Genomic DNA, 20,179 nt, shown 5'->3' on the forward strand with positions numbered 1-20,179 from the left:
TCAGTGTGATCTTACGCTCTTGACCAGTTCCGGCACGACCAGCAGGGGCAGCGCCAGCACCAGGATGCTGCCCCAGTGGTCGAGGCTGAGCGGCGCGGTGTGTAGCAGGGTCTGTAACGGCGGCCAGTAGACGGCCGCGATCTGCGCCAGCACCATCGCGGAAAAGGCCATCCACAGCGCCGGGTTCGAGGTCCAGCCGAGGCGCCAGCAGGGCGTTCGAAGCGAGCGGAAGGCGAAGACGCTGGTTTTCTCGAACAGGACCATCCCCGTGAAGGCGGCTGTCCGCGCCACCTCGACCCCCTGGTCGAGCAGCGAATAGAACAGCCACAGGCTGGCCCCCGCCGTGTAGAGGCCGAAGGCCAGGATGACGGGCAACGCGGACAGGCCGAGCAGATGCATGCGCGGATCGCGCGGCGGCACCCGCATCTGCCCGGGCTCGGGTTTTTCCAACCCCAGGGAAATCGCCGTCACGCCATCGGTGATCAGGTTCATCCAGAGGATCTGCGTCGGCAGGAAGATCAGCGGCCCGCCAAGACTGAGGTTGACCAGCAGCGCAAGAACCTCGCCGGTATTCGAGGCCAGCAGGTAGCGCACGAACTTGCGGATGTTCTCGAACTGGCGGCGGCCCTCGGCCACGGCGCCGACGATGGTCGCGTAATTGTCGTCGAGCACCACGAGATCGGACGCATCCTTGGCGACCTCGGTGCCGCGAATGCCCATGGCAAGGCCGATATCGGCGCGTTTGAGCGCCGGCGCGTCGTTGACCCCGTCGCCGGTCATGGCGACGATGGCGCCCCCGTCCTGCAAGGCGGCCACGATGCGCAACTTGTCCTCGGGCTGGACGCGCGCGAAGACGACGTTTTCCCGCAGCGCCTCGGCCAGGGCGGCGTCCTCCATGCCGGCCAGATCATCGCTCGTCAGAACGCGATCGCCGGGGATGGCCAGTTTCTGCGCGATGTTCATGGCGGTGGCCGGATGGTCGCCGGTGATCATCACGGTTCGGATGCCCGCGCGCGCGGCGAGGGCGACCGCGTCGCGCACCTCGGGGCGGGGCGGGTCGACGAGGCCGGCGAGGCCCAGGAACACCAGCCCCTCTTCGACGATCGGCTCGGACGCCCCGGGGCTGTAGGCCAGCGCGATGGTGCGCAATCCGCGCCCGGCCATCGCCTCGACCTCTGCCGCGATCTCGGCCCGTTCGGCGGAACTCATCGGGGCAGGGCCCTCTGCCCGGTCGATCCGGTCGCAAATGGCCAGGATCTGTTCCGGCGCGCCCTTGCAGTGCAGCACCATGCCAGCGCCCGTCCGCTCCAGCACGCTCATGCGCTTGCGGTCGCTGCTGAAGGGCAGTTCCTCGACGATGCTGTCGCGGTCCACCGAGTCGGCCCAGGCCTTGGCCGCCAGCGTCGCAAGCGCGCCTTCGGTGGGTTCGCCGACCATGTCCCACTGGTCGCCGCGCCGGACCAGCCGGGCATGAGAGCAGAGCTGCGCGGTCTGGGACAGTCGCGCCAGAACGGGGTCGTCCTCGGCCCTGATTTTCTGCCCGTCGCGGGCGATGTGCCCGGCCGGGTCGTAGCCGCTGCCGGTCACCTCGTAGCGCGCCTCGGCGGTGCGGATGACGCGGGCGGTCATCTTGTTCTCGGTCAGCGTGCCGGTCTTGTCGGTGCAAATGACGCTCGCCGCCCCCAGCGTTTCGATGGCTTGCAGGTTGCGCACCAGCGCGTTGCGGCGCGCCATCGCGCCAGCGCCGAGCGCAAGGGTCACGGTGACGACCGCCGGCAAGCCTTCGGGGACCATCGCCACGGCCAGCGACAGGCCCAGCATGAAGACATCGGCCAAAGGCCGGTCCGTCAAAAGCGCGGCGATGGCGACCACACCGGCCACGCCGACGGCCAGCAGGCCCAATTGCCGCGCGAGACCCTGCAACTCGCGTTGCAACTGGGTCTGCGCATCGCTGACGGTGGCCGTCAGCGTGGCGATCTTGCCGAACCGTGTCTGCTGGCCGATGGCGGTGACGCAGACCTCGGCATGGCCGCGCAGGACCGTCGTGCCCGAGGCGACGGACTCTCCGGCGGCGCGCGAGACGGGCACCGACTCGCCCGTCAGCACGCTTTCGTCGATCAGAAGCCCGGCCTCGTGCAGGATGTCGGCATCCGCCGGAACCCGGTCGCCCTCGGCCAGGATCACGAGGTCGCCGGGCAAAAGCTCTCGCGCGGGGATGGTGCGGCGCAGGCCATCGCGCACCACGACCGCCGCGGGCGACAGCATCTTGCGCAAGGCCTGCATCGTGGTCTCGGCGCGCCATTCCTGCACGAAGCCGAGGATCGCGTTCAGCACGACGACCGCGATGATGGCGATGAAATCCCCGATCTCCCCCAGAAGAAGGGAAATCCCCGCCGCCGCGATCAGCAACAGCACCAACAGGTTCATCACCTGTTTGGCCAGCAAGGTCAGCGGCGAGGCCCGTGGCGGTTCGGGCAGTTCGTTCCAGCCGTGCTGCGCCCGCAGGTCGGGCACGGATTTGTCGCTGAGACCGTGGTGCATCGCCTGCGTCCTGTTCCGGCGTTCGGGTCCGAGGGTATCGTGACCGTGGCGCGCGGCGTTGATCCGGGTCAAGGGCGGCCGCGATGGGGTGTCAAATACCGCACAGGCGCGGCTGCACTGTTTCAAAGGCAACGGCTTTTCTTGCATTTTCTGCGCCGCCGTCTCTATTTTCGCCACAATCCACCGCCAGGACGAGCGGAAAGAAAAAACGACGAGGCATGGTTATGGCAAGTTACAGCCCCTGGGCGGCCCCTTTTCTCTGTGCAATGGCCGTGGTCGGGCTGACCGGCGCGGGCTGGGCCAACGGCCCCGAGACCGACTTTCCCCATGTCGACCCGCTCACCATCGCGCCGCCCGTGCCGATGCCCGAAGGGCGGCGCATCCTCGGCGTGACGCGTATTTTCGACAATGACTGGTACGGCATCCCGGTTGGCGACCGCTATGACCGCTGGCAGACCGGCAGTTTCGCCGTCTCCATCCTGCACGGGCACGAATGGCAGGACGCGCTGCCGGAGCGGCCGTTTCAACTGATGGAATACCGTGTGCGCGGTCAGATCATCGCGCCCGACAACCTCGCTGTGCCGGACCCGGGCGACCGTCCCTATGCCTCGTCCTGGTGGCTGGGCGCGGCCACGCATTTCGGGTGGCAGGGCTTTGACGTGACCGCCGGGGCGGACGTGGTCATCACCGGTCAGCAGACCGGGCTGATGCAGCTCCACAGCGCCGTGCACGAGTTTTTCGGCAACAACCCCGTCCGGCTGGAAGATTACGAGATCGACGACGGGATCTACCTCCATGGCCGTCTGGAGGTCGCCCGCGAATTCGAATTCGACAGTTGGTCCGCCCGTCCCTTTGTCGAGGTGCAGGGCGGGGTGGAAACCTTCGCGCGCACCGGTATCGACCTGACCTTCGGCAATCTCGGCGCCAACGGCCTGCGGCTGCGCGACGAGGTGACGGGCCAGCGCATCGCCGGGCTCAACTCTCTCGAAGCGTTGGGGGGCTGGTCCTTCCTGCTTGGCGGTGACGTGGCCTATGTCACGGATTCGGTCTTTCTGCCCGAGGATCGCGGGGTCGAGGTCGAAGAGATGCGCCACCGCCTGCGCGCAGGCGTGAATTACGGCGTGGGCGACAGCAATTTCTTCTACGGCGTCACCTACTTGTCCGAGGAATTCGTGAACCAGCCCGCCGGGCAGGTGGTGGGCACGCTCTCGATCGATCTCCGCTTCTAGGCCACATCCCGAATCACAGCCGAATCAACGGCTTCACAGGCCGAATCACCCGTGCTATCTTTTGATACATAACGTCGGAAAACCGGCGAAGCATACAACCTATGAGGCGGGGCTATGGGCACGGGCTTGCGGGGCGCGTTCATGTTGTCATGGACGCAAACCTGTATCGAGGGATTACCGGCAGAACCAAATCAAGAACTGGCCGAGGGGATGACATGGCGCTGGCACGGTCGCGCCCTGCCGCTGGAAGGTGACGGCGCCGCCCTCATACTCTCCGCCAGCCGGGATCACGAAGAGCTCCGGTCCCGCGCGGCGCGGGTGGTGGATAAACTCCTCCAAGGCCCTGCGCGCGGCCCCGCCGATCCTGTTCTCGACGATGACGACCCGCTGTTTTCCGGCGGCTTCATCGTGTCGGATGGTGTCGGCTTCTTCCGTGCCGTGCCGATCCCGGTGGAAGAGGGCGCGACGCCGATCCTGCTGTTCTCGGATGGTCTGCCGGCCCCGGATCGAGAGCACACCATCATCGCCTGTTCCGACCGCTTCCTGCGCGATCCCGACAGCGACGCCCCCGCCGTCATCTGTTTCACGCCCGGAACGCGCCTGCGCACCGAAGACGGCGATGTCGCGATCGAGGATCTCGGCCCCGGCGACCGCATCCTGACCCGCGACGACGGCCCGCAAGAGGTCATCTGGTCCGGCAATCGCCGCATGTCGGGCGCGCGCCTCTTTGCCATGCCCGAGCAGCGCCCGATCCGCCTGCGCGCCTGCGCGCTCGGGGTGGACCGGCCCGATGCCGACCTCGTGGTCAGCCCCGAACACCGCGTCCTGATCGGGGGGGCTGCCTCGCGCGACCTGTTCGGCGAGGCCGAGGTGCTGGTGCGCGCCGCCGACCTCGTGGGCGATGCACAGATCAGCGTCGATCACTCCCTGCGCGAGACCTACTACATCCACCTCATGCTGGAGCGGCACCAGGTGGTCTGGGCCAACGGCTTGCAGGTCGAAAGTTTCCATCCCGGCTATATGGGGCTCGACCATCTCAGCCGGTTGCATCGCGACTATCTCTTCGAACTGCGCCCCGAGTTGGAGCGTGATCCCCACGCCTACGGCGCGCCCGCGCGGCGGATGCTCAACCGGGCCGAGGCGGCGATCATGCTGGATGGCGGCCGCACCCGCCCGAATGCCGCGCAGCCTTGCGATTTGATCCAACCGCAGCGGTCGTCCCCCCCATTGACACCCGCGTCCCGTGCTGTAGAAGCGCGGCTCATTCCCCGGTCGATCAGGCCGGGGTATTCATTTGGTGTTGGTGGCCCCCGCGAGGGGATGCCTGTCGGGCCCCGGACAACCTCCGGATAAGTCCAAAGGACAACGCCCTTCACCGCCCCGCTTCCGGGGCACCGCAACGAAGGAGATCAGACGGTGACCAAACGCACCTCTGCCAAGTACAAGATCGACCGCCGCATGGGCGAAAACATCTGGGGCCGCCCCAAGTCGCCGGTGAACCGCCGCGAATACGGCCCGGGCCAGCACGGCCAGCGCCGCAAGGGCAAGATGTCCGACTTCGGCCTGCAGCTGCGCGCCAAGCAGAAGCTCAAGGGCTATTACGGCGACCTGACCGAAAAGCAGTTCCGCCGCATCTATTCCGAGGCCGAGCGTCTGCGCGGCGACACCGGTGAACAGCTGATCGGCCTGCTCGAGCGCCGCCTCGACGCCGTCGTCTACCGCGCCAAGTTCGTGCCGACCGTCTTCGCCGCCCGCCAGTTCGTCAACCACGGCCACGTGCTGGTGAACGGCAAGCGCGTCAACATCCCCTCCTACCGCGTGCAGGAAGGCGACGTTGTCGAGGTCCGCGAGAAGTCCAAGCAGATGGCCCTGGTCCTCGAAGCCAGCCAGTTGCCCGAGCGTGACGTGCCCGACTACCTCGATGTCGACCACTCCAAGATGACCGCGACCTTCGTGCGCACCCCCGGCCTCGCCGACGTGCCGTACCCGGTCCAGATGGAACCGAACCTCGTCATCGAATACTACGCGCAGAACTAAGCTTCGCGCCGATCCGATTTGCGAAGGGCCGCCTGCTTGGGCGGCCCTTTTCGTTTGGGCGTCCGTGGTATCGGGCCGGTCGCGGTGCGGTGGTGCGCGCGGCTTGCGCGCAGGGGCAAGTGCGGCAGGCAAGACGTGTCCCTGGCCGTCACACGGACGGCGTCCCTGGCGATCTCTTGCGCGCTTATCTCAAAACCCAGGCCGCCCTGACCAACAGCGCGAAGGCGAGCAATTCTACCAGCTCTTCAAGCAGGGCACTCTTGGAGAGTCCGAAAGCGCCCTGTTCGAAAACGCTCGACACGCCGAAAACGAGGATGGCCAGGTAAATGGACAAGCTTGTCGGATGTACCAAAAGGCGCCGGATCGTCGCCAGTTTCGAGTCCACGAAGCGGACAAAAACCACGAGCGCGGCAACAAGAACCACGCCGACGACCGCGCCCATCACGACCTGAACGGCCAACACGCCTTGCGCGCTTGCCCCCACGGCTGACCCAAAGCTCACCTCTCGGCCGACACCGATGAAAGGGAAGGTCGAGACGAACAGGCCATAGGACAGCAGCGCGAGGTTGTTGGCCTTGGAGAGCGCGTAGGTCCGAACAAGGAACAGCAAGGTCGCCATCAGCAAGAGCACGACTTGCAGGTTTTCGAGGAGGCCGTTCTCGGCGGCGATTTCGGGCGTGGTCAAGGGGAGCGTGCCAATCCTTGCAGTGGTTTTCGATGGAGCGCGGCCGCAACCGGCCGCGACAAGCCCCATCCCAAGTCACCACCCGCACTACGGCCTTTGGCCCCAGGATTGCAACTGCTGCCGCTGTCGAGCAATCTCTTTCGCTTGGGGGCGGGGACGTTTTCTGAGAGCGGCGCGTGGGTCGCTTCAGCGAACTTGGCCGCCGTTCATGGCACGGGGTGCAGTGACCGCGTCAAACCCTGCCGGACCTTGGCGACCCTTGCGGCGGCTTCGCCAGGGCTTTCCTGGTTAACAATGGCGTCAACGTCGTGGATTCGTTGGCACGAGGCGGCGTCACGCCGCCACGCTGGCTACCGTGCGCCCTGAGATCATCGCCGACGCGAGGGCGTGGGCTTCAAACGCACGCAGAATGCGGCGGGCGGGCGGGCCGACATCCACCGTCTCGTCTATCGCTTCGGGGAAAATCGCGCGGATCTCTGACAAGGCGCAGTCGTCCAGCGCGCCCAGTGCTTCGGGGCCGGGGAACAGGCTTTCGCACGGCATCCCGTTGGCGACCACGATTTCATGGCGATCAAACAGCAGGTGATTGTAGGCAATGCCTTTGGGCGCCTTGGCGGGGGTGATGCCAGGGCAGTCCTTCAGCATCCGAACGGCGGCCAACACATCGAATTCGCCGAACAACATCTCGACCCGCCAATCGCTCAGCATCAAGCGATGGTTCGGTGACAAAACCAGATCGCGCGATGGCTGACCGGGGCCAAATGTGTCGCGCGCGACTTCAATCGGGCACAGACCGGGCTGTGTCCGCAACACATCTGCCGACAGTTCGCGCCGCCCCACCCATCGCAACGGCAGAGCCCCGGAGTCGCGCGTCATGACCATGTCGCCGGGGCGCAGAGTCTCAACAGGCACCGGTCCCTCGGGTGTGTCGATCAATGTGCCATCGGCAAAGCAGATGACCGTGATGGGCTGGAACGGATCGGTAAAGTCCTTCTCGCCGCCGTCCATCGCCCGGATGACGCCGGTATAGGTATTGCCGTCCGCGCCGATGTAGCTGAAGTGGATTTCATCGACGTTGTCGGGGTCAACGTAGAAGTCGAAGCCGCCGATGAACCCGATGGAATCGTTGGGATCGTATTGCAGGATGTCGATCCTCAAGCCGTCCTGCGAGAACGTGGATAGGTCCACCGTGACGCTATCGGCCTCGGTATCGTCCAGGAACTTGATCTTGAAGAAATCGACATCATCGCCGGGGTCAGCGGTAATGGTCACATCCCCGCCACCGGAGATGTTAAGGTTAATGATGTCGTTGTCACCCGTGACAACAGACCCATTCGATGTGACGTTTATATTCGCCACCCGCCAAGCTCCTGCCTCGTCGCGCCTCGTTCAAGCGGGCCCGATCAGTCAGTAAAATATAGAGTCTGCTGCCCAATTTCCCTAATTGTCCCTGAGTTTCGACACATGTTTCCACGCAAGTCGTAGCGTTGGGGCCACAGGCCGGTCGATTACAATAGGGCGCAGTACCAAAGCCCAAGCCAGAAGATGGCGAACACTCTCCTTCCAGCCGTTCGATGCGGAAAACATGAACGTGCGCCATGAACCGACAGCCAGCAACTGCCCCTCCTGCGGGGCACTTTTCCCGGGCCTGCGTTTTTCCCGGTCGCCCTTAACGAGATGTTCACTTTTCCCTGCCATGGTGAGTCTCGACGTTTTCCCACATCGAGTTTTTCATCATGTCCACCCGCAGCAATTCCTGCGCGGGGCCGGTGCGATGCGCCCCGCCCGCTGATCCTGCCGCTTTCGCTTCCCGGCCCGTCGACGCGGCCCGTTCCACTCTGCGCCAGCGCACAGACAAACCCCTCGTCAGCCGCAGTCTTTCGGCGTATCTGCACGGGCATGGCACTTGGCGATACCCTCAGAACCCTGTCTCTGTCCGAGGCGGAGGCGCTGCCGATCTGGCGGCGGCCCGTGGCCCTCTTGGCGGTCATGGCTTTTGCCATGCCCATCGCCTTCGCGACCTGGTCGGCGCTTTTGAACAACTTCGTCATCGAGATGGCGGGTTTCGACGGTTCGGATATCGGCTGGTTGCACACGGTGCGCGAGATCCCGGGTTTCCTGGCCATCGGGGTGATCCTGCTGATAATCTTCATCCGCGAACAGGTGCTGGGACTGATTTCCCTGATGCTGTTGGGCCTCGCCACGGCGATGACGGCGCAGTTCCCCTCGCTCGGCGGGTTGCTGATCGTGACGCTGCTCAGCTCCATCGGGTTCCACTATTACGAGACGGTGAACCAGTCCCTCCAGTTGCAATGGATCGACAAGAAGAAGGCCCCGCAAACCTTGGGCTGGCTCTTGTCCATCGGGTCGGGGGCGACGCTGGTGGCCTATGCGCTGATCGTTCTGACCTGGCGGGCCTACGACCTCAGCTACGATCTGGTCTACTGGGTCGCGGGCGGGACCACGGCGGCCATTGCGCTGTTCTGCTTCATCGCCTTCCCGCAATTCGAAAGCCCCAATCCCCAGACCAAGAAGATGGTCCTGCGCAAGCGCTACTGGCTCTATTACGCGCTGCAATTCATGTCGGGCGCGCGGCGGCAGATCTTCGTCGTCTTCGCGGGCTTCATGATGGTCGAACGCTACGGGTTCGAGGTGCACCAGATTACCGCGCTGTTCATGGGCACGCTTCTGGCGAACATGGTGGCCGCCCCGCTTCTGGGGGCGGTGGTGGCGCGCTTCGGCGAGCGTCTGGCGCTGATCATCGAGTATGCCGGCCTCGGCATGGTCTTCGTGTTCTATGCCGGGCTTTACGTGTTCGACTGGGGGCCGGTCATGGCCGCGGCGCTCTACGTGGTGAACCACCTGTTCTTTGCGCTGGCGCTGGCCATCAAGACCTATTTCCAGAAGATCGCGGCGCCGGGCGACATCGCGCCCACGGCGGCGGTGGCCTTCACCATCAACCATATCGCGGCGGTGTTCCTGCCGGCGGGGCTGGGGTATCTCTGGCTGACCTCGCCCGTGTCGGTCTTCGTGCTGGCGGCGGCGATGGCACTGGTGTCGCTGCTTCTGTCGCTTTTGGTGCCGCGCCATCCCGAACCGGGGCGCGAAACGCTGCTGACCCGCGCGGCGACCGCGCCCGCCCCGGCGGAGTAGGTCAGACCGATTGCCCCTGCCGCTGGCAGAGGGGTGAGATCGAGAAATGCGTGATCTCGCCATTCAGCATATCGAACACCAAGCGGCTGCTGCACCCGTCCGCCGTGGTGCCGGTGCCTTCGATCCGGCCCTGGCGCACCCCGTTTGACGTGGACCACGAGAAGGAATTGAAGCCGATATCCTCGAAGGGGGCCAGCGGGTCGAAGATGGCGCGCAGGGCATCCTCGCTCAGGCTGTCGGCGGTGCCGGGGTGGAGCAGTGCGCGCGCCTCGGCGATCTGACCGGCCCCGGCAAGGGTCAGGAACTCGCGTGCCGTGCGGCTGTCGCCCTTTTGGTCCTGAAAGCCGAACCAGATCGCCGCGACGATGATCGCGATAGCCCCGCCGATGAAAACGATAACGCCGTGCGCACCCTTGAGCATGGCCGTGTCCCTTTTGCCGTCCGTCACCGCAGACTAGCCCGAAACGATGGCGGGCGGGCAGGCAGGATTTCCCGCCCGTCCGCGATCCCTCGGCGGATGCGATTGAAAAGGGCGGGGCACGTGGTTGCCCGAAGATCGCGGCGCTGCTGGCCTAACGCCGCGAGGCAGGCTATGCGGTGCAAGACACCCTCAAGAAAGGCCCCGCCATGCCCACCTTCACGGCGCTGACCACCCTTCCCGGAAAGGACAAGGCCGAGGCGCTTGGCCTCGCGCTCGAAGGCATCGTGCCGGAACCGACCGGCATCGGGGTCTTCGAGATGGAAGACGGCTCCGGCCTGTGGGAGATCGGGGCCTATTTCACCGAAAGCCCGGACGAGGTGGCGCTGGCGCTCTTGGCCGCAGCCCATGGTGCGCAGCCCTTTGCCGTCTCGGAGCTGCCCGAGACCGATTGGGTCGCCCATGTGCGGCGTGAATTGCACCCGGTCGAAGCCGGGCGTTTCTACCTCTATGGCTCGCATGACGCAGACAAGGTTCCCGAGGCGTCGGTGCCGCTGCTGATCGAGGCGGCGATGGCCTTTGGCACCGGGCATCACGGCACGACCAAAGGGTGCCTCGAGGCCTATGACGCGCTGCTGGCCCAGGGCAAGGTGCCCGGCAATGTCGCGGATATCGGATGCGGCACGGCGGTTCTGGCCATCGCGGCGGCCAAGACCGCGCCCAATCCCGTGATCGCCTCGGATATCGACCCGGTGGCGGTCGAGGTGGCGCTGGCCAACGCCACGGCGAACGGGGTGGGCGACCGCATGGTCTGTGTCGAGGCGGCGGGCTTCGACCACCCCGACCTTGCAGCGCGCGCGCCTTTTGACCTGGTGTTCGCCAATATCCTGAAAGGTCCGCTGATCGACCTGGCGCCCGCGATGGCCGCCCATGTGGCGCCGGGCGGGCATGTCATCCTGTCGGGTCTGCTGAACGAGCAGGCCGACGAGGTCATCGCCGCCTACGAGGTGGCGGGCCTGTCCCTTTTCGCACGGTCCGAGATCGGCGAATGGACGACGTTGACCATGATTGCTTAATTTTCGTCGAATTTTGGCCCCATTTGTGGTAACAAGATTCCCGGTGGGGGCGACTTGTAGCGGACAGGTTGCCCTAATGGCTCAGAATGAAACAACTTTTTCTCAGCGCCTCGAGAGAATCGAGAGCGCCAATAAGCGTGGCTTATTTTCTCGCCGCCGCCGTGCCCCTCAACCGGGGTTCGTTTTTCACGCAGATGGTGTCGTGACACGGCGCGCGCCGCCGCGACAGCGGCTGCGTTTTGCCTTTCCTTTACGCGGGTTGATCGTCGCTTTCGTGCTGATCGCCTTGGTCAAATCCTATATGATGTGGACCTTGGGCGGAGAGGTCTATGGCGCCGCGATCTCGGGGCTGTTGGCCGGGTCGGAACTGGAGCGTGCGGCCGGGCTGATCATGGCCCCCGATGCGGTGACGCTTTGGATGGTGGATGCCATGCAGGCCATCTACCGCTTTTTCGGATCCATGATGACGGCCTTGGAAGGGGTCGCCTCTTCCATGATCGCGGTCTGATCGCCACCTTTCATCCGCTACACCATGAAAAAAGGGGCGCGCAGTTTCCTGCGTGCCCCTTTCCTGTCCCCTGGTGGCCGCCGGTGCAGCCACCGTCCCGCGAGTTCAGCGGTGGCGGCCCTCTGCGATCATGTCGATGTCGCCGCGCACAAGGCCCAGGTCGTCCAGTTCCCGGTCGCTGAGTTGCGACAGCGCCTTGCGCGTCACGCGGGCGTCGTTCCATGCGGCCAGCCGGCCAACGAGGCCGGCAAGGAGACGGGTGGCGCTGAACCCTGCGCCGAGGGGGCGGTTGGTGATGATGGCCATTGGTCTCATCCTTTCCGGTTTCAGTTGGGTCGGCAGGCGCGTGTCAGCGCCCGGTGAACAAAACGCATTTAGATGTCGGAAATGCGCCATGCAATAAGCGATCTTTGCATGGGATCCATGCGCGGAATGCATGCCTCGATTTCCGCCTAAGCCCATGCGAAATATGGCAAAAAACCGCTTAGCGGGGTGTCGTTTCCAGGCGTCGAAATGCCGTATTTCGGCCTCGTGAAAGGGCGCGTGTCGCAATCGGACATCGGAGCGTCGAAAACGCTCTTCGCTTGGCAAATGTTCGCCTTTCGTGCTAATGGTGCGAAAAGGTCGCAGAAATCGCGATGCAAACGGGGCAGGCGGGCAGCAGATGCGCATCATCGGGATTGATCCGGGGCTCAGGAGCCTTGGCTGGGGCGTGATCGAGGCGCATCAGGGCCGACTCAGTCACGTCGCGAACGGCCAGTGCCGGACGGAACGCGGCGACCTCGCGCTGCGGCTCTTGTCGCTTCATGACCAGTTGAGCGAGGTGTTCGTCACCTACGCGCCCCAGACGGCGGCGGTGGAGCAGACCTTCGTGAACCGCGACGGGGTGGCGACGCTGAAGCTGGGTCAGGCGCGGGCGATCGCGCTGCTGGTGCCCGCGCAGGCAGGGTTGCACGTGGCCGAATACGCCCCGAACGCCGTGAAAAAGGCCGTGGTCGGCGTGGGCCATGCCGACAAGCGGCAGGTGGAGCATATGGTGCGGCTGCAACTGCCGGGCGCGGTCCCCACGGGCTCGGATGCCGCCGACGCGCTGGCCATCGCGATCTGCCATGCCTTCTACGCGCAGGCCTCGGGCCGGCTGGAGGCGGCGCTGGCCGCGGCGGGGGGCGCGAAATGATCGGAAAGCTGTCGGGCCGGGTCGATTACAAGGCGTCGGATCACGTGCTGCTGGACGTGGGCGGCGTGGGCTATGTCGTCTATTGCTCGGACCGGACGCTGGCGGCGCTGCCGGGACCGGGCGAGGCGGTGCCGCTCTACACCGAATTGCTGGTGCGCGAGGACCTGTTGCAGTTGTTTGGTTTCCGCACGCCGTATGAGCGGGAATGGCACCGGCTGCTGATTTCCGTGCAAGGCGTCGGCGCCAAGGCGTCGATGGCGATCCTCGGCACGCTCGGGGCCGAGGGGGTGGCGCGCGCGATCACCCTGGGTGACGCGGCGGCGGTCAAGGCCGCGCCGGGGGTCGGCCCGAAACTGGCGCAGCGCGTGGTCAACGAGTTGAAGGACAAGGCCCCCGCGACGATGGCGATGGGTGGCAGCCTTGGCGCGGCCATGGGCGACGCGCCGGCCGAGGTGATCGAAGGCGGCGCGTCAAGGGCCGCGCCCGCACCTGCCGCCCCGGCCTCCAGCAGTGCGCAGGCGGATGCGCTTTCGGCGCTGCAAAACCTCGGCTATGCGCCCGCCGATGCCGCGCGGGCCGTGGCGCAGGCGGCGGGCGAGGATGCGCAAGCCGAAACCCCTGCGCTGATCCGCGCGGCGCTGAAACTGCTCGCGCCCAAGGAGTGATGGCAATGGCCCCCCAAGCCGGGCATAACGCAGCGCAATGACCGAGCCTGACCCGACATTGCGCCCCGACCCGCTGCCCGAAGATGGCGACCGCGCCCTGCGCCCGCAGACGCTGGACGATTTCATCGGACAGGAAGAGGCGCGTGCGAACCTGCGCGTCTTCATCGAAAGCGCGCGGCGGCGGGCCGAGGCGATGGACCATGTCCTGTTCCACGGGCCGCCGGGGCTGGGCAAGACGACGCTGGCGCAGATCATGGCGCGCGAGCTGGGGGTGAACTTTCGCATGACCTCGGGGCCGGTGCTGGCCAAGGCTGGGGATCTGGCGGCGATCCTGACCAACCTCGAAGCGCGCGACGTTCTGTTCATCGACGAGATCCACCGCCTGAACCCGGCGGTGGAAGAGGTGCTTTACCCCGCGCTGGAGGATTTCGAACTGGACCTCGTGATCGGCGAGGGGCCGGCGGCGCGGACCGTGCGGATCGAGTTGCAGCCCTTCACGCTGGTCGGGGCGACGACGCGGCTGGGCCTGCTGACCACGCCCTTGCGTGACCGCTTTGGCATCCCGACGCGGCTGAATTTCTACACCCATGCCGAGTTGGACCACATCGTGGCCCGCGGGGCGCGTCTGGCGGGGCTGGAGTCTGAACCCGCGGGCACCGCCGAGATCGCGAAGCGCGCCCGTGGCACGCCGCGCATCGCCGGGCGGCTGCTGCGCCGGGTGATCGACTTCGCGCTGGTCGAGGGGGACGGGCGCCTGACGCAAGCCATCGCCGACAGGGCGCTGACCCGGTTGGGGGTGGATAGCCTGGGCCTCGACGGGGCCGACCGGCGCTACCTGACGCTGATCGCTGAGAATTACGGCGGCGGGCCGGTGGGGATCGAAACCATCGCCGCCGCACTGGCCGAGCCGCGCGATGCGCTGGAAGAGGTGATCGAGCCGTTCCTGTTGCAACAGGGCCTGATCGCCCGGACACCGCGCGGACGGATGCTGGCGCATAAGGGCTGGTCGCATCTGGGCCTGGACGCCCCGAAACAGCCGGGGCAGGGCGACCTGTTCTGAGCGATGCAGGATTTCTCGAGAAATCCTGGCCGGAAAACTCGAGTTTTCCGCGTTTTCGCAAGCGAAAACGCTGGCTCCTCTTGACCCTGTGGGCGTGACGCGATTGACCCTGCTGCCCATGACCGATGCAACGCTCGACCCGCTGTCGCCCGCCGAGATCGAGGCGCTGTTCACCCGCGCCGATGGCCAGTACCTCTTTGCCCGCTGGGGGCGGCCCATCGTGCCCGTCGTCTTCGGCGTGGAGGATCAGACCGTCTCGATCCTGAAGGGCGCGATTGAGGCGGTGGTGGCGCTGGCCGGTCACAAGATGGCCGAAACCGACCCGGAACTGGGCGCGAACCTGATGGTGTTCTTCATTCGCGACTGGTCGGAACTGGTCGATACGCCGAACCTCGACCGCCTTTTGCCCGATCTGCCCGGCATCGTCGCGCGGCTGCAGGAGGCGGACGCGAACCAATACCGTTCCTTCCGTTTCGACGAGGCCGGCGGGATCAAGGCCGCTTTCGTATTCGTTCGCATGGATTCGGAAATGCGCGATGCCCCGGCCGAAACCATTGCGCTCAGCCAGATGGTGCAGACAATCCTTCTGTGGTCGGACACCGCGTTTCTCGGCGCATCGCCGCTGGCGGTCTTGCAGGAAGGTGGCCCCGCGATGCTGAAGCCCCAGATCGCCGACCTGATCCGCGCGGGCTATGACCCGGTCATGCCGGTGGCCGCGACCGACCCCTCCCATGCGCTGCGGCTGGTGGCCCGATTGCCGCGCCCCTCTTGAACGCAAGCGCGGCTGCGGGCATGTCGTTGACATGATCCATCGTCATCCCATCCGCGTCTATTACGAAGATACCGACCTAGCCGGGATCGTTTACTACGCGAACTACCTGCGCTTCCTTGAGCGCGGGCGGTCCGAGATGGTGCGCGATGCCGGGATCAGCCAGGTCGAGATGAAGGCGCAGGGGCTGGTTTTCGCCGTGCGCCGGGTCGAGGCCGATTACCTCAAGCCCGCCCATTTCGAGGACCTGCTGACGGTCGAAACCCGCTGCGAGGCCCTCAAGGGCGCCAGTTTCGACATGCCGCAACGGGTTTTGCGCGGCGACGAGGTGCTGCTGGAGGCCGTGGTCAAGGTTGTGGTGCTGAACGCGGCGGGCCGGGCCACACGGCTTCCGGCGGATATTCGCGCAAAACTGGAGACGATTTTGGCGAATGACGGCGAATAAAGCAGAAGTGTTCGCCATTCCTCTTACAAACTGGTAAACTGCTTCCTTAATGAGGCGCTGAAAACAGCGTCCGTGACCGTTTGAGGCCGGGCAGAGGAAGATTTAAGCCACCATGGAAACAGAAACGCTCGCGCTGGCGCAGGAGGCGGATTTCACGCTGATCGCGCTGTTCTTCCGCGCGTCCTTCATCGTCCAGCTTGTCATGATCGCGCTGATCGCGGCGTCGGTCTGGGTCTGGGCCATCACCTTTTCCAAGATCGCCATGTATCGCCGGGCACGCGCCAACGCCGCCGCCTTCGATGCGGCCTTCTGGTCGGGCGAGCCGCTGGACGAACTCTATGACCAGGTCGCCGAGGCGCCCGGCAGCGCGTCCGAGCGTGTGTTCGTCGCCGGGATGACCGAGTGGCGGCGCAGCTTGCGCGATGACGGGGCGCTGATCCCCGGCGTGCAGCAGCGCGTGGACCGCTCGATGGATGTCGCCATCTCGCGCGAGGCCGACCGGCTGACCAACGGCCTGACCTTCCTGGCCACAACCGGGGCGACCGCGCCCTTCGTGGGGCTATTCGGCACGGTCTGGGGCATCATGCGCTCGTTCCAGGAGATCGCGATTTCGGGCAACACCTCGCTCGCCGTCGTCGCCCCCGGTATCGCCGAGGCGCTGCTGGCGACGGGTCTGGGCCTGTTGGCCGCCATCCCGGCCGTGATCCTCTACAACAAGCTGTCCGGCGATGCCGAGGCGCTTGTGGCGACCTATGAAGGGTTTGCCGACGAATTCTCCACGCTTCTGTCGCGGCAACTCGACTGATGGGGGCGTCGGTCGGACATAACGCGGGGCCGCGCAGGCGGCGGGGGCGGGCGCGGCGCGTCGCCAGCCGCCCCATGTCCGAGATCAACGTCACGCCCTTCGTGGACGTGATGCTGGTGCTTCTGATCGTGTTCATGGTCTCGGCGCCCCTGATGACCGTGGGCGTGCCCATCGACCTGCCCGACACTTCGGCCGAGGCGCTGCCCTCGGAGGACGAGGAGCCGTTGACCGTGACGCTGGCGCCCGATGGCACCGTTCTGATCCAGACGACCGAGGTGCCGGTGGGTGACCTGGTCGCGCGTTTGCAGGCCATCGCCTCGGAGCGCGACAGCCCGCGCATCTTCCTGCGTGCGGACGGCTCCATCCCCTATGAACGGGTGATGACGATCATGGGCGCGCTGAATGCCGGCGGGTTCCGCGAGATTGGTCTGGTGACCGATTCCGGCGGGCCGCGCCTTGACGGGAATGGGGAGTGACGGAGCCATGCGCCGGTCGCTTTATGCCTCGGCGACGATCCATCTCGCGATCCTGTTGTGGGTTGCGATCGGGGGGAATCTGCTCCGCAGCTCGCCCGAGACCGAGTTCCAGGTGACCGGTGTGACGCTTCTGTCCACCGCCGAGTTCGAGGCGTTGACCCAAGGCACCCTGCCCACCCCGGCGGCCGTGGACACGATCGCCCCACCCGAACCGGCGGAAGAGATCGCCGCCCCCGACCCGCTGGCCCCGGAACAGGCTCCGCCGCCGCGCGCGCGCCCCGAGGAAACCGCCGCCCCCGAGCCGGAAGTCGCGCCCGAACCGACGCCGCCCGCCCCGCAGGCCGAGGTGACCGACGAGATTGCGGCCCTGCCGCAGCCGTCGGGTGCGCCGGACCTGCCCCCCAGCGATACGCCGATCCCGCGCGAGGCCCCGCGCGTCGCCCCCGTGCCGGCCCCCGCGCCCGAGCCGGAGGTCGAGACCGCGCCCGAGGTTCTGGACCAGCCCATCTCGCCCGAGGTGAGCGATGCGCCCGCCGACGAAGCCCCCCAGACCGCCCCGGAAGAGGCGACGACCGAGATCGTGACGGAGGCCGAAGAGCCCGCAGGCGGCCCGATCGCGCCCACCTCCTCGCCGCGCCCCACGGCCCGGCCCGCGCGCCCCGCACCGGTCGAGGTGGCCGAGCAGACCCCTGCGCCAGAGCCGACGCCCGAGCCGCAACCCGAGGACACCGCGCCCGCTGCCGAAGACCCGCTGGCCGATGCCATCGCCAGCGCCGTGGCCGAGGCCGTCGAGACGCCCGCGCCCGCCGCACCCTCCGGTCCGCCGCTCAGCCAGGGGGTGCGCGACGGGTTCCGCATCGCCGTGCAGGCCTGCTGGAACGTCGGCGCGCTGTCGACCGAGGCGTTGGGGACGACCGTGGTCGTGGGGTTCGACATGGCGCGTGATGGCCGTCCCGAAACCGGCACCATCCGCCTGATCGAGTTTTCCGGCGGCTCCTCCGCCGCCGCGCAACAGGCCTACGAGGCCGCGCGCCGCGCGATCATTCGCTGCGGGACCAATGGCTACGACCTGCCCGAGGAAAGCTATGACCGCTGGCAACAGGTCGAACTGGTCTTCAACCCCGAGGGGATGCGCCTGAGATGATCCCTTCACGGAATTCGTTTATCCTCTTTTCCCAAGCCGTCCGCGCGGCAGGAGGTCTTTGATGTTGAAATCCTTGAAACTGCTGGCAATCGCTGCCCTTGCCGCCTGGGTGCCGTTGACGGCCAGCGCGCAGAACGGGCCTCTGCGGCTGGAGATCACCGAGGGTGTGATCGAGCCGCTGCCCTTCGCCCTGCCGCAATTCATCGCCGAGAACGGGGCCGCGACGGACGTGGCCGCCGACATCACCCGTGTCATTGCCGCCGACCTGCGCGGCACGGGGCTGTTCCGGCAGATCCCGCAGGATGCCTATATCTCCAGCGTCACGAATTTCTCCTCGCCGGTGCAATATGCCGATTGGCAGGCGATCAACGCGCAGGCGCTGATCACCGGTTCGGTCGAGTCGCGTGGCGATGGGACCATCGTCGTCCGCTTCCGCCTGTTCGACGTGTACTCCGAGGCGCCGTTGGGCGAGGGGCTCCAGTTTTCCGGCAGCGTGGAAAGCTGGCGGCGCATGGCCCATACCGTCGCCGACCAGGTGTATGAGCGGATTACGGGCGAGACGGGCTATTTCGACACGCGCGTGGTCTTCATCCACGAAGAGGGGCCGAAAAACGCCCGTCTCAAGCGCCTGGCCATCATGGATTACGACGGCGCGAACGTGCAGTTCCTGACCGACAGCCGCAGCCTTGTCTTGGCCCCGCGCTTCAGCCCGCAGGGCGACCGGATCATCTACACCAGTTACGAGTCCGGCACGCCCCGCGTCTACCTGATGGATGTCGCCACCGTCACCAGCCGCCCGCTCGAGGCGATCGCGGCGGGCAACATGACCTTCTCGCCGCGCTTTTCGCCGGATGGCACGCAGGTCGTGTTCTCGCTTGAGGATGGTGGCAATACCGACATCTACCTGCTGGACCTGGCCACCGGCACGCGCACACGGTTGACCAGCGCCCCGTCGATCGAGACCGCGCCCAGTTTCTCGCCCGATGGCAGCCGGATCGTGTTCGAGTCCGACCGCTCGGGCACGCAGCAGATCTATGTCATGAACGCCAGCGGCGGCGAGGCGACCCGGATCAGCCAGGGCACGGGCCGCTACGGCACGCCCGTCTGGTCGCCGCGCGGCGACTACATCGCCTTCACCAAGCAGGAGGGCGGGCGCTTCCATATCGGCGTGATGCGCACGAACGGATCGGAAGAGCGCCTGCTGACCTCCAGCTTCCTCGACGAAGGCCCGACCTGGGCGCCGAATGGCCGCGTCATCATGTTCACCCGCGAGACGGCGGGCGCGAACGGTGCGCCGGCGGTCTATTCGGTCGATATCTCGGGGCGGAACCTGCAGCGGGTGGCGACGCCCGGCATGGCCTCCGACCCGGCATGGTCGCCCCTGTTGCGGTAGCCGTCACGACAATGGACGGGGCCGCGGGCCCCATGATAGTTTAGGCAAAACACGAACCCCGAGGACCCGAGCATAATGACCCCGATCCTGATTACCCGTTTCGCCGCGCGCGCCGCACTCGTGGCCGCCGCCCTGTCGCTGGCCGCCTGTTCGCAGGGCGGGTTTGGCGGCGATGATGCCATCGAGTTGCGCGGCGGTGCCGGCAGCGGTGCGGCCTCCGACCCGAGCAGCCCGGCCTATTTCAACAGCGTCGTCGGCGATCGCGTGCTGTTCGAGGTGGACCAGTCCACCCTGACCGCCGCCGCCCGCGCCACGCTGGATGCACAGGCGCGCTGGCTTTTGGACAACCCCGAGTATGCCGCGCTGATCGAAGGCCATGCCGACGAACAGGGCACGCGCGAATACAACCTTGCGCTCGGCGCGCGCCGCGCCTCGGCCGTGCGCGACTACCTCGTGACGCAGGGCGTGCCGGACAGCCGCCTGCGCACCATCAGCTATGGCAAGGAACGCCCGCTCGAGATCTGCTCGGAAGAGGCCTGCTATCGCCAGAACCGCCGCGCGGTCACGGTGATCTCGGCCGGTCCGGGGGTCTGATCCC

22 protein-coding genes are annotated in these 20,179 nt (G+C 66.3%); 16 read left to right on the top strand and 6 right to left on the bottom strand.

Features of this window, described 5'->3' with window-relative positions:
* Window positions 1-2,613 carry a cation-translocating P-type ATPase gene (locus ABD923_RS01040; protein WP_345229383.1) on the bottom strand — a complete coding sequence of 871 codons (2,613 nt, stop codon included), beginning with the start codon at window positions 2,611-2,613 and terminating at the stop codon, window positions 1-3.
* Between the two features lie 19 nt (window positions 2,614-2,632).
* Complete coding sequence (locus ABD923_RS01045) at window positions 2,633-2,761, bottom strand: hypothetical protein (protein WP_345229384.1); 129 nt, start codon at window positions 2,759-2,761, stop codon at window positions 2,633-2,635.
* A gap of 4 nt (window positions 2,762-2,765) precedes the next feature.
* Between ABD923_RS01045 and ABD923_RS01050 the strand changes: the two genes are divergently transcribed.
* The 3 genes from ABD923_RS01050 to rpsD all read left to right on the top strand — a co-directional run bounded on the left by ABD923_RS01050 (window position 2,766) and on the right by rpsD (window position 5,807).
* The gene (locus ABD923_RS01050; RefSeq protein ID WP_259547166.1) at window positions 2,766-3,770 is read left to right on the top strand and encodes a lipid A deacylase LpxR family protein; all 1,005 of its coding nucleotides are present in this window, start codon (window positions 2,766-2,768) and stop codon (window positions 3,768-3,770) included.
* A 141-nt stretch (window positions 3,771-3,911) separates the two neighbouring features.
* The gene (locus ABD923_RS01055) at window positions 3,912-5,123 is read left to right on the top strand and encodes a Hint domain-containing protein (RefSeq protein ID WP_345229385.1); all 1,212 of its coding nucleotides are present in this window, start codon (window positions 3,912-3,914) and stop codon (window positions 5,121-5,123) included.
* Window positions 5,124-5,186: 63 nt separating this feature from the next.
* Window positions 5,187-5,807: a 30S ribosomal protein S4 gene (gene rpsD / locus ABD923_RS01060; protein ID WP_259547164.1), complete on the top strand. Its 621-nt coding sequence runs from the start codon at window positions 5,187-5,189 to the stop codon at window positions 5,805-5,807.
* 184 nt (window positions 5,808-5,991) lie between these two features.
* On the opposite strand, the gene ABD923_RS01065 is transcribed toward rpsD, so the two are convergent.
* Complete coding sequence (locus ABD923_RS01065; RefSeq protein ID WP_259547163.1) at window positions 5,992-6,492, bottom strand: hypothetical protein; 501 nt, start codon at window positions 6,490-6,492, stop codon at window positions 5,992-5,994.
* 333 nt (window positions 6,493-6,825) lie between these two features.
* The gene (locus ABD923_RS01070; RefSeq protein ID WP_259547162.1) at window positions 6,826-7,851 is read right to left on the bottom strand and encodes a Hint domain-containing protein; all 1,026 of its coding nucleotides are present in this window, start codon (window positions 7,849-7,851) and stop codon (window positions 6,826-6,828) included.
* A 540-nt stretch (window positions 7,852-8,391) separates the two neighbouring features.
* Here ABD923_RS01070 and ABD923_RS01075 point away from each other — a divergent pair.
* Window positions 8,392-9,645 carry an MFS transporter gene (locus tag ABD923_RS01075; RefSeq protein ID WP_259547161.1) on the top strand — a complete coding sequence of 418 codons (1,254 nt, stop codon included), beginning with the start codon at window positions 8,392-8,394 and terminating at the stop codon, window positions 9,643-9,645.
* Between the two features lies 1 nt (window position 9,646).
* Here the strand turns inward: ABD923_RS01075 and ABD923_RS01080 are convergent, their stop codons facing one another.
* The gene (locus tag ABD923_RS01080) at window positions 9,647-10,066 is read right to left on the bottom strand and encodes a hypothetical protein (protein WP_259547159.1); all 420 of its coding nucleotides are present in this window, start codon (window positions 10,064-10,066) and stop codon (window positions 9,647-9,649) included.
* 206 nt (window positions 10,067-10,272) lie between these two features.
* Between ABD923_RS01080 and ABD923_RS01085 the strand changes: the two genes are divergently transcribed.
* Together ABD923_RS01085 and ABD923_RS01090 are read left to right on the top strand one after the other, a co-directional pair.
* Complete coding sequence (locus tag ABD923_RS01085) at window positions 10,273-11,139, top strand: 50S ribosomal protein L11 methyltransferase (protein WP_259547157.1); 867 nt, start codon at window positions 10,273-10,275, stop codon at window positions 11,137-11,139.
* A 274-nt stretch (window positions 11,140-11,413) separates the two neighbouring features.
* A complete protein-coding gene (locus tag ABD923_RS01090; protein WP_345229386.1) occupies window positions 11,414-11,647 on the top strand; it encodes a hypothetical protein in 234 nt (77 codons plus the stop codon).
* A gap of 105 nt (window positions 11,648-11,752) precedes the next feature.
* Here ABD923_RS01090 and ABD923_RS01095 read toward each other — a convergent pair whose 3' ends face one another.
* Entirely contained in the window at window positions 11,753-11,953 is a 201-nt protein-coding gene (locus ABD923_RS01095) for a DUF1127 domain-containing protein (protein ID WP_259547155.1), read from the bottom strand.
* Window positions 11,954-12,311: 358 nt separating this feature from the next.
* Here ABD923_RS01095 and ruvC point away from each other — a divergent pair, with 358 nt between their 5' ends.
* The 10 genes from ruvC to pal all read left to right on the top strand — a co-directional run bounded on the left by ruvC (window position 12,312) and on the right by pal (window position 20,175).
* On the top strand, window positions 12,312-12,824 hold the full coding sequence (gene ruvC / locus ABD923_RS01100) for a crossover junction endodeoxyribonuclease RuvC (protein ID WP_259547153.1): 513 nt from the start codon (window positions 12,312-12,314) through the stop codon (window positions 12,822-12,824).
* Entirely contained in the window at window positions 12,821-13,489 is a 669-nt protein-coding gene (gene ruvA, locus ABD923_RS01105) for a Holliday junction branch migration protein RuvA (RefSeq protein WP_259547151.1), read from the top strand. The genes ruvC and ruvA overlap by 4 nt, the downstream gene beginning before the upstream one ends.
* A 37-nt stretch (window positions 13,490-13,526) precedes the next feature.
* A complete protein-coding gene (ruvB, locus tag ABD923_RS01110) occupies window positions 13,527-14,549 on the top strand; it encodes a Holliday junction branch migration DNA helicase RuvB (protein WP_259547150.1) in 1,023 nt (340 codons plus the stop codon).
* 118 nt (window positions 14,550-14,667) lie between these two features.
* The gene (locus tag ABD923_RS01115) at window positions 14,668-15,321 is read left to right on the top strand and encodes a hypothetical protein (protein ID WP_259547449.1); all 654 of its coding nucleotides are present in this window, start codon (window positions 14,668-14,670) and stop codon (window positions 15,319-15,321) included.
* Between the two features lie 31 nt (window positions 15,322-15,352).
* Window positions 15,353-15,763, top strand: a complete 411-nt coding sequence (ybgC, locus tag ABD923_RS01120; protein ID WP_259547149.1) for a tol-pal system-associated acyl-CoA thioesterase — start codon at window positions 15,353-15,355, stop codon at window positions 15,761-15,763.
* A gap of 112 nt (window positions 15,764-15,875) precedes the next feature.
* Window positions 15,876-16,568, top strand: a complete 693-nt coding sequence (gene tolQ / locus ABD923_RS01125; protein WP_222189174.1) for a protein TolQ — start codon at window positions 15,876-15,878, stop codon at window positions 16,566-16,568.
* Window positions 16,568-17,044: an ExbD/TolR family protein gene (locus tag ABD923_RS01130; protein ID WP_222189172.1), complete on the top strand. Its 477-nt coding sequence runs from the start codon at window positions 16,568-16,570 to the stop codon at window positions 17,042-17,044. The genes tolQ and ABD923_RS01130 overlap by 1 nt, the downstream gene beginning before the upstream one ends.
* A gap of 7 nt (window positions 17,045-17,051) precedes the next feature.
* Window positions 17,052-18,188: a hypothetical protein gene (locus ABD923_RS01135; RefSeq protein ID WP_345229387.1), complete on the top strand. Its 1,137-nt coding sequence runs from the start codon at window positions 17,052-17,054 to the stop codon at window positions 18,186-18,188.
* Between the two features lie 61 nt (window positions 18,189-18,249).
* Window positions 18,250-19,581 carry a Tol-Pal system beta propeller repeat protein TolB gene (gene tolB / locus ABD923_RS01140; protein ID WP_259547147.1) on the top strand — a complete coding sequence of 444 codons (1,332 nt, stop codon included), beginning with the start codon at window positions 18,250-18,252 and terminating at the stop codon, window positions 19,579-19,581.
* 75 nt (window positions 19,582-19,656) lie between these two features.
* The gene (gene pal, locus ABD923_RS01145; RefSeq protein WP_259547146.1) at window positions 19,657-20,175 is read left to right on the top strand and encodes a peptidoglycan-associated lipoprotein Pal; all 519 of its coding nucleotides are present in this window, start codon (window positions 19,657-19,659) and stop codon (window positions 20,173-20,175) included.
* Window positions 20,176-20,179: the final 4 nt, after the last annotated feature.

Origin of the sequence: [Roseibacterium] beibuensis, from assembly GCF_039542305.1 — a bacterium.
Lineage (GTDB): Bacteria > Pseudomonadota > Alphaproteobacteria > Rhodobacterales > Rhodobacteraceae > Roseibacterium > Roseibacterium beibuensis.